The sequence below is a fragment of the Streptomyces pimonensis genome (genome assembly GCF_041380215.1).
In the GTDB taxonomy this organism is placed as follows: Bacteria; Actinomycetota; Actinomycetes; order Streptomycetales; family Streptomycetaceae; genus Streptomyces; species Streptomyces pimonensis.
In genome coordinates this window covers 1-1,685 of record NZ_JAHWZY010000099.1, presented here as the reverse complement: position 1 = coordinate 1,685, position 1,685 = coordinate 1, and the positions used below count along the sequence as shown (strand labels likewise).

Below are 1,685 nucleotides of genomic sequence, written 5' to 3'. Positions count from 1 at the left end.
AGCCCGGATCCACCGGCCTGATGCCTGTGGATGGCCTTTCGAGAAACGAGGAAGTGCCTTGCGACCTGCGATGATGGGAGTTCTCTAGGCTTCCAGCACGCACGATCGGCAAGGCACTTCTGAGATGCAATCCTCCCATGCCGCGGCGGCGGTCTCGTCCGCGTTCGATGACCCGAATCTGATCGCGTACGGCGGGCTGGGGCCGGTGGTGCGGCTGGCCGAGCGGTGCGGTCTGCCCGCGCTGGCCGACGAGCACATCCACCTGCCGTGCTCGAAGGACGGCACCGGAGCTTTCCCGGCGGCGAAGCTGATGTCGCTGGTGGGTGGCATGGTCGCTGGCGCGGACAGCATCCAGGACATGGACCGGCTGCGGCACGGCGCGATGCCCCGCCTGTTCACCGGAGTGCGGGCCCCGTCCACGCTCGGCTCGTTCCTGCGCTCCTTCACCCACGGCCACGTGAAGCAACTGCATGCCGTGGCCCGCCGGTTGCTGCCCCGCCTCGCGGCGCACACCCCGCTGCTGCCCGGCGCTGACCAGGTCGCCTACGTGGACATCGACGACACCATCCGCCGCACCCACGGCTACGCCAAGCAGGGCACCGGATACGGATACAGCAAGGTCAAAGGGGTGAACGCGCTGCTCGGCGTCGTCTCCACACCGCTGGCCGCCCCGGTGATCGCCGCCACCAGGCTGCGCAAAGGACCCTCGAACTCCGCACGCGGGGCGGCCGCGTTCGTCGCCGAGACCATCCGCACCGCCCGCGCCTGCGGCGCGAGCGGCCTGCTGGTGGTGCGGGCCGACTCCGCGTTCTACGGCGCCGACGTCATCAACGCCTGCCGGTCCCTGAACGCCCGCTTCTCCATCACGGTGCGGATGAACGCCTCCGTCAAGGCCGCGATCGCAGGCATCGACGACGATGCCTGGACTGCCATCAAGTACCCCCAAGCGGTCTGGGACGAGGAGGGCCAGTGCTGGATCTCGGACGCCGAGATAACCGAGACCACCTACACCGCCTTCACCTCCAAACCGAAGAAACAGCAGGTCACCGCCCGTCTGATTGTGCGTCGCGTCAAACGCCTGGGCACTGGTGCCCAGCCCGACGGGCAGGGCACGCTCTTCGACACCTGGCGCTACCACGCCGCGTTCACCGACTCTCCGCTCTCCTTGAGGGACGCCGAGCGTGATCACCGGCGGCACGCTGTGGTGGAACAAGTAATCGCGGACATCAAGAACAGCGCCTTCGCGCACGCGCCGTCCGGATACTTCCAGGCGAATGCCGCCTGGCTCACCCTCGCCGCCCTGGCCCACAACCTCACCCGCGCCGCCGGCGCACTGGCCTCTGCGTTCCACGCCAGAGCGACCACTGCAACGATCCGCGACCACCTCATCAACGTGCCCGCCCGCCTCGCCCGCTCCGCCCGCCGACTCACCCTCCACCTGCCCGAACGCTGGCCTTGGAGCGAGGACTTCAGCCAGTTGTTCCGCGCAGTGCACGCGCCACCACCGACCGCCTGACGCGCCCTGCCCAACCCGCCCGAAGGGGCCCGAGACCTGTGGACATGTGGAAGAGCTGGGCAGACCAGCGGATACTCCCTGCCCGAAACCGCAGATCAGCCGCCAGACCACTCGAACGCCCCCGGAATGATCACTCCTGAATCAAGCCGGTGGATCCGGGCTCAGGGGC

1 protein-coding gene is annotated in these 1,685 nt (G+C 68.6%); it reads left to right on the top strand.

Features of this window, described 5'->3' with window-relative positions:
- Positions 1 to 124 precede the first annotated feature (124 nt).
- A complete protein-coding gene (locus tag KYY02_RS33485; RefSeq protein ID WP_371244801.1) occupies positions 125 to 1,516 on the top strand; it encodes an IS1380 family transposase in 1,392 nt (463 codons plus the stop codon).
- Positions 1,517 to 1,685 lie beyond the last annotated feature (169 nt).